Here is a 6,476-nt window from a genome sequence, read left to right as displayed (position 1 = left end):
CGCCCGCGCAGCGACCGCGGCAGCTGCGGCGCTGCACCACGCCACGGCAGCCGGGGCGGCGGCACGAGACGCGTGGGCGGCGACCGACCGGCTGGGTGTCCTGCGGGCGGTCGAGCCGGCGGAACTGGGGGACCTCGCCACGGCCGACACGGCCCGGGGAACTGACCCGCCGCTCGACCGTCCGCCCGGCGAGGTGGCGCAGTGGTGGGCCGGGCTCTCGGCGGCGGCGCAGGTCGCGGCGATCGACCGCGTGCCCGCCGTCCTGGGCCGGCTCGACGGCCTGCCGGGCTGGGCCCGGGACCGGGCCAACCGCCGGGTGCTCGCCCACGTCCTGACCGATCCGCGCACCGCCAAACCGGCCGCGACGACCGCCCGGTCGCTGGCCGCACGGATCCGCGACGAGGAGGCGGCCGGCCGCACCGTGCAGCTGCACCTGCTCGACCTGGACGGCGACCGGGTCGCACTCTCGATCGGCGACCTGGACACCGCCGAGGCGGTGGCCGTGCTGGTGCCCGGCGTCGGCACCACACCGCTGGACGACCTCGGCCGCCTCACCGGCGACGCCCGCGACCTGGCCTCGTCGGGCCGGACCGTCGCGCCCGGGGTCTCCGTCGCGACGGTCGTCTGGCTGGGCTACCGGACGCCGGGGTCGCCGCGGACGATGACGTCCCGGGCGTCGGCCTGGCTGGGCGGGCCGACGCTCGCCGCCGCACTCGCCGGCCTCGGCGCGGCACGGACGGCCAGCGGGCAGCCACCGGCGCGCACGTCGGTCCTCGCGCACAGCTACGGCACCGTGGTGGTCGACGAGGCGGCCGACGCCCCTGGCCCGCTGGCCGCCGACGCCGTCGTCCTCCTCGGCAGCCCGGGCATGGAGGACACCGCCGCCGGCCTCGAGGTGCCCGAGGTCTACGACGCGACCTCGGCCGCCGATCCGGTCACGTGGCCCGGCTGGTTCGGCAGCGTCCCGCGGGCCGACCACTTCGGCTCGACCGCCCTGCCCGTCGAGCCGGGGACGGGACATTCGGAGTACTACGTCCCACAGTCGCCGACCCTGACCGCGCTCGCGGAGGTGGTCACCGGCTCGCGACGGCCCGCCTGACCCCTTCGCCGGAGGGCTCTTCCCCGCCGGGGAACACGGCCGCACGATCGACGTTGGTGTGAGTGACGGCACGCCCACGAAGGGTCGCCCCGGCCCCTTTTCGGAGGCGTGGCTTACCGTGGCCCGCCGAGGGGCGTTTTCGCGGTCCGTTCGCTGGGACGTGCCCGCCGGAGTCGGGGGAGTTCGGGATCGAGTCCGTCGTCCCCGCGAACCCAGCACCACCGCAGCACCACCGACAGGAGCACCGTGCCCACGAAGACCAGCCAGACCGGAAGCGAGAGCACCGACGCGACCGCCGCCGGCACGAAGGTGCCCGCACGGCGGAAGACGGCCGCATCCGGGGGCAAGCCGCTGGTCATCGTGGAGTCGCCGACGAAGGCGAACAAGATCGCCGGGTACCTCGGCTCGGGCTACGTGGTCGAGGCCAGCGTCGGCCACATCCGCGACCTGCCGCGCAACGCCGCCGACGTGCCGGCCGAGCACAAGGGCGCCGCGTGGGCCCGCCTCGGGGTGGACGTCGACAACTCCTTCGAGCCGCTCTACGTCGTCAGCCCGGACCGCAAGCAGCAGGTCAGCCGGCTCAAGCAGCTGATGAAGGACGCCAGCGAGGTCTACCTGGCGACAGACGAGGACCGCGAGGGCGAGGCCATCGCCTGGCACCTGGTCGACACGCTGAAGCCCCGCGTCCCCGTGCACCGCATGGTCTTCCACGAGATCACTCCCGAGGCGATCGCCCGCGCCGTGGCAAACCCACGGGAGCTCGACACCGCGCTGGTCGACGCGCAGGAGACGCGCCGGATCCTCGACCGCCTCTACGGCTACGAGGTCTCCCCGGTGCTGTGGAAGAAGGTGCTCCCCAAGCTGTCGGCCGGCCGGGTGCAGTCCGTCGCCACCCGGATCGTGGTCGAGCGCGAGCGGGAGCGGATGGCCTTCCACGCCGCCGACTACTGGTCCCTGGAGGGCACCTTCGCCGTCCCGCGCACCGGCGCGGCCACCGACGAGGGGGAGCCGACGACGGTCCGCGCCAAGCTGGTCAGCGTCGACGACAGCCGGGTCGCCACCGGCAAGGACTTCGACCCGGCCACCGGCCGGGTGAGCGGCGACGTCGTCCACCTCGACGAGGCAGGCGCCCGGGGGCTCGCCGCGCGCCTCGAGGGCCGCCAGGTCAGCGTGAGCCGGGTCGACGAGAAGCCCTACCGCCGCCGTCCGTACGCCCCGTTCACCACCTCGACGCTCCAGATGGACGCCGGCCGCAAGCTCGGCTGGTCGTCGGCGCAGACGATGCGCGTCGCGCAGCGGCTGTACGAGAACGGCCACATCACCTACATGCGCACCGACTCGACGAACCTGTCGCAGGAGGCGATCAACGCCGCGCGGTCGCAGGCCCGTGAGCTGTACGGCGACGCCTACGTCCCGGCCGAGGCGCGCCGCTACAAGAGCAAGGCCAAGGGCGCGCAGGAGGCGCACGAGGCGATCCGCCCGGCCGGCGACAACTTCCGGACGCCGGGACAGCTCGCGCCGCAGCTGGCCCGCGACGAGTTCCGCCTCTACGAGCTCATCTGGCAGCGGACGGTGGCCTCGCAGATGGCAGACGCCGTCGGGCAGACGGTGAGCATCCGGCTGGCCGGCCGCAGCGCCACCGACGAGGCCGTCGAGTTCACCGCCAGCGGGCGCACCATCACCTTCCCTGGCTTCCTCAAGGCCTACGTCGAGTCCCGCGACGAGGCCCCGGCCTCCGCCGGGGACGACGAGAACGCCGGCGACGACGCCGAGCGCCGACTGCCCCGCCTCGAGCGCGGCCAGCAGCTCGACACCCAGGCACTGGACGCCAAGGGGCACACGACGAGCCCGCCGGCCCGCTACACCGAGCCGAGCCTGATCGCCCGGCTCGAGGAGCTCGGCATCGGCCGGCCGTCGACCTACTCGTCGATCATGCAGACGATCCAGGACCGCGGGTACGTCTGGAAGAAGGGCAACTCGCTGGTGCCCTCGTTCATCGCCTTCGCGGTGGTGAACCTGCTGGAGCAGCACTTCGCCCAGCTCGTCGACTACGACTTCACCGCCTCCCTGGAGGAGGAGCTGGACGAGATCGCCGGCGGCACCCTGCAGCGGGTCGACTGGCTGACCGAGTTCTACTTCGGCGGCCAGGGCCGGGGCAGCGGCGGCATCGCCGAGTCCGGCGGTCTCAAGCAGATCGTCGGCCAGCGCCTGGAGGAGATCGACGCCCGCGGGGTCAACTCCATCCCACTGCGTGCGCTCGGGCCGGGCGGGGCATCGGTCGTCGCCCGGGTCGGCCGGTACGGCCCCTACCTGCAGGCCGGCGGCGAGGACGGCCCGCGGGTGAGCATCCCCGAGGACATCGCGCCCGACGAGCTCACCAGCGAGAAGGTCATCGAGCTGCTCGAGGCGCCGTCCAGCGACCGCGAGCTGGGCACCGACCCCGCGTCCGGGCACACCGTCGTCGTCAAGGCGGGGCGCTACGGCCCGTACGTCACCACCGTCCTGCCCGAGGGCAGCAAGGAGGCCCCGCGCACGGGCAGCCTGTTCGCGACGATGACGCCCGAGACCATCACCCTCGAGGACGCGCTGAAGCTGCTGACCCTGCCCCGCACGGTCGGCGTCGCGCCGGACGGCGAGGAGATCCAGGCCCTGAACGGGCGGTACGGCCCCTACATCAAGAAGGGCACCGACTCCCGCTCGCTGACCAGCGAGAACGAGCTGTTCACGGTCACCCTCGACGAGGCCCTGGCGATCTTCGCCCAGCCGAAGCAGCGGGGACGCCGAGCGGCCGCCGCCCCGCTGAAGGAGCTGGGCGCCGACCCGGTCACCCAGGGCCAGGTGACGGTGCGGGAGGGCCGGTTCGGTCCCTACGTCACCGACGGCGAGACGAACGCGAGCCTGCGCAAGGGCGACGACGTCGAGACGATCACCATCGAGCGCGCCGCGGAGCTCCTCGCCGACCGACGCGCCCGCGGTCCGGCGACCAAGAAGAAGGCCGCCAAGAAGACGACGGCGAAGAAGGCGACGGCGAAGAAGGCGACAGCCAAGAAGGCGACGGCGAAGAAGACCGCGGCGAAGACCGCACCCGTCACCGCCGGCTGATTCCGCGATGGCCGGACCGGAGGACGCCGGGCTGCGGGCCCGCGCGCGCTCCTTCGGCTCCGTCGCGGCCGGGTACGCCGCGTTCCGACCCGGCTATCCGCCCGACGCGGTCGCGTTCCTGGTCGGTGACCGGCCGCGGCGGCTGCTCGACCTCGGCGCGGGCACCGGGCTGCTGACCGAGGTCCTGGTAGCGGCCGGTCACGACGTCGTCGCGGTCGATCCGTCGCCGGAGATGCTGGGCCAGCTGGCCAGCCGCCTGCCCGGCGTCGCTCCGGCCGTGGGCACCGCGGAGGCGGTTCCGCTGGGCGACTCCGCGGTCGACGCGGTCGTCGCCGGGCAGGCCGCCCACTGGTTCGACCCGCCGGCCGCCGCCCGCGAGATCCGCCGCGTGCTGCGGCCCGGCGGCAGCCTCGGCCTGGTCTGGAACACCCGCGACGAGCGCGTGCGCTGGGTGGGCGCACTGGGTGCGCTGATCGCGGGGGAGGCGCGCGACCACGAGGCCGACCAGCGCGTGGTCGACCGCTTCGCCGAGCAGCTGTCGGCCGAGGTGGTGGTCGCCGAGTCCGGGATCGTCCAGACCGTCACCCCGGAGGACGTCGTCGCGGGCATCGCCACCCGCAGCTATGTGGCCGTCATGGACGACGCACGACGGGCGGAGTTCCTGGCCGGCCTCCGCGAGCTGCTGGCCGGGCATCCCGGCACTCGCGGCCGCGAGCTGCTCGAGCTGCCCTACGTCACCCGGGCGTACCGGCTCACCCCGCGGTGAGGAGGCGTCAGGTGGGGCGGGTGCCGACGGCGAAGATCCGGCGGAAGGGCAGCACGGTCGTGCCGTCGGGCCGCACCGGGTAGGCGGTCCGCAGCGCCGCGGCGTAGTCGGCGGTCAGGCGCGCCGCGTCGTCGTCGCCGAGCCGGGCCAGCACCGGTCGCAGGACGGTGCTGCGCACCCAGCCGAGCACCGGATCCGTGCCGGTCAGCACGTGCAGGTAGGTCGTCTCCCAGACGTCGGCGGCCAGCCCCGCGCCCGTCAGCACGTCGAGGTAACCGGCCGGCTCCAGGACGGCGTCCGGCGACGGGGCCACCTCGGCCAGGCGGTCCGCCCACGCGGGCGACCGGCAGAGGTCGGCGAGCACGGCGTGCGTCGGCGCGCGGAAGTTGCCCGGCACCTGCACCGCCAGCCATCCTCCGGGCCGCAGCCAGCCCGCCCACCCGGCGAGCAGCCGGTCGTGGCCGGGGATCCAGTGCAGGACGGCGTTGCTGACGACCAGGTCCACCGGACCGTCGGGTGCCCAGTCGCGCACGTCGCCGACGACGAACTCGACACCGGCTGCCGCCCGTTCGGCTGCCGCCAGCATCTCGGGGGAGGAGTCGACCCCGATCACGCGCGCGCCGGGCCACCGCCGGGCCAGGGCCGCCGTCCCGGACCCCTCGCCGCAGCCGAGGTCGAGGACGACTCCCGGGTTCTCCGCTCCGACCCGCGCGACGAGCTCGGTGAAGGGGCGCGCCCGCTCGCTGGCGAAGCGGAGGTAGACGGCGGGATCCCACGAGGCCGCCGAGCCCCCGGTCGACCGCTCGGTGCCCGTCATCGGGTCCGACCCTAGCCACCGCCGACGGCGCCATCGGCGGCCCGGGACGTGCCCCGCGTACCCCATGCGGGCGGAAATCTGCCGAAATCGTCACGTCCGCCCGGTACCGTGACCCCCGCCGAGGGAGAGCCACGCCCCGACCCCCCGATCCAGGGAGACCCGATTCCGTCCGACCCGACGCCTCCGGCGCCGCTGCCCGACGACGCGGTCGACGCGCAGCGTGCCGAGCGGATCACCCTGCCGCCGGACGGCCTGCCGTCCGGCGGTACGCCGGTGCCGCCGGACGCCGCCGCGCCGCTGACCGAGCTCGACCCCGGGGGGCCCGCGGGCAGGAACGGGGAGCCGGCCGACCAGGGCCACGCCGGTGAGGGAGCGCACCCGGACGTCCTGGGAGCCGTCGGGCTGGTCGCCAAGCTGCGGGCGGTGCTGCGGGTCCGCGACTTCCGCAAGCTGTGGCTGTCGATGTCGCTGTCCAGCTTCGGCGACTGGCTGGGTCTACTGGCGATCACGGCGACGGCCACCTCGCTGGTCGACGGGTTCGCGGCGGCCAACTTCGCCCTCGGCGGCGTGCTGCTGTTCCGGCTGCTCCCGGCGATCGTCCTGGGCCCGCTCGCCGGCGCCATCGCCGACCGGTTCGACCGGCGCAAGACGATGGTCATCACCGACGTCATCCGCTTCTCGCTCTTCGCCTC

5 protein-coding genes are annotated in these 6,476 nt (G+C 74.6%); 4 read left to right on the top strand and 1 reads right to left on the bottom strand.

The features are described from left to right. The 3 genes from E4P40_RS25520 to E4P40_RS25510 form a co-directional block, all read left to right on the top strand. A partial coding sequence (locus E4P40_RS25520) for an alpha/beta hydrolase (protein WP_245160581.1) occupies positions 1-1,099 on the top strand: 1,099 nt, incomplete at its 5' end. A gap of 246 nt (positions 1,100-1,345) precedes the next feature. Then, complete coding sequence (gene topA / locus E4P40_RS25515; RefSeq protein WP_135161130.1) at positions 1,346-4,201, top strand: type I DNA topoisomerase; 2,856 nt, start codon at positions 1,346-1,348, stop codon at positions 4,199-4,201. A gap of 7 nt (positions 4,202-4,208) precedes the next feature. After that, complete coding sequence (locus tag E4P40_RS25510) at positions 4,209-4,967, top strand: class I SAM-dependent methyltransferase (RefSeq protein WP_135161129.1); 759 nt, start codon at positions 4,209-4,211, stop codon at positions 4,965-4,967. Positions 4,968-4,974: 7 nt separating this feature from the next. On the opposite strand, the gene E4P40_RS25505 is transcribed toward E4P40_RS25510, so the two are convergent. Next, positions 4,975-5,784 (bottom strand): trans-aconitate 2-methyltransferase, encoded by an 810-nt coding sequence (locus E4P40_RS25505; protein ID WP_135161128.1) that lies wholly within the window; start codon positions 5,782-5,784, stop codon positions 4,975-4,977. 108 nt (positions 5,785-5,892) lie between these two features. On the opposite strand from E4P40_RS25505, the gene E4P40_RS25500 reads away from it, so the two are divergent. Beyond that, the coding region (locus E4P40_RS25500) for an MFS transporter (protein ID WP_209305515.1) at positions 5,893-6,476 on the top strand (584 nt) is incomplete at its 3' end.

The organism is Blastococcus sp. CT_GayMR20, from assembly GCF_004570345.1.
The sequence above is the reverse complement of the archived record's forward strand: the minus strand, read 5'-3'. Positions and strand labels throughout refer to the sequence as shown.

Bases quoted from the DNA above. Each gene is read 5' to 3' on its own strand.
- E4P40_RS25510 (WP_135161129.1), top strand. From the start codon at position 4,209: ATGGCCGGACCGGAGGACGCCGGGCTGCGGGCCCGCGCGCGCTCCTTC.
- E4P40_RS25505 (WP_135161128.1), bottom strand. From the start codon at position 5,784: ATGACGGGCACCGAGCGGTCGACCGGGGGCTCGGCGGCCTCGTGGGAT.